We start from the raw sequence: 531 nt of genomic DNA on the forward strand, positions 1-531 counted from the left end.
CCTCCTCCAGGCAAAGCCTCTCCGTTACAAGAAACTGCGTTTCTTGCTTGACGCCCGGGGGCGATCTGTGGCTTGTAGGAGGTGCTTTTTGTGGCTCCTACAGCCTTCTCGTAACGGTCACTCGGCCCTCACTTCCCGGCAAGGAGGTGGGGGCCGATGGCTTTTCAGGGGTGCTCTGCGGCGGCGTTGAACTCCTGGTAACGACTCGCAGGCCAAAGGCCGGCGAAATGGCATCTCCGGCCCCACGGCGACGGTTGTCAACCCGAATCACGTCCTGGATGTGATTCGAGCGTATTTTCAACGTAGAACTCATTTTGTTAGCGCCTTTACAGACTGCTCGGTAGACATCGCGGGCAATTCGACGTCGATCGTGAACGAACAGTCCTTGATGGCGGAGTTGACCTTAGCCTTTTTCGCCGACCCGCCCTCGGTCCCGATCGTGGCGATCTGGATGCGAAGCGCGGTGATCTTGCGGACGGCCTTGTAGAGGTGGGCAGGCAGCCTCTCCGGGAGGGAGAGGGTGCCGATCGC

The 531-nt window shown here is 59.7% G+C and carries 1 protein-coding gene; it reads right to left on the reverse strand.

Going from position 1 to position 531, the window contains the following annotated elements; all coding sequences use genetic code 11:
- Window positions 1–309: 309 nt before the first annotated feature.
- The coding region (locus VQ02_RS38595) for a hypothetical protein (RefSeq protein WP_048448709.1) at window positions 310–531 on the reverse strand (222 nt) is incomplete at its 5' end.

It is taken from the genome of Methylobacterium variabile (assembly GCF_001043975.1).
Lineage (GTDB): Bacteria > Pseudomonadota > Alphaproteobacteria > Rhizobiales > Beijerinckiaceae > Methylobacterium > Methylobacterium variabile.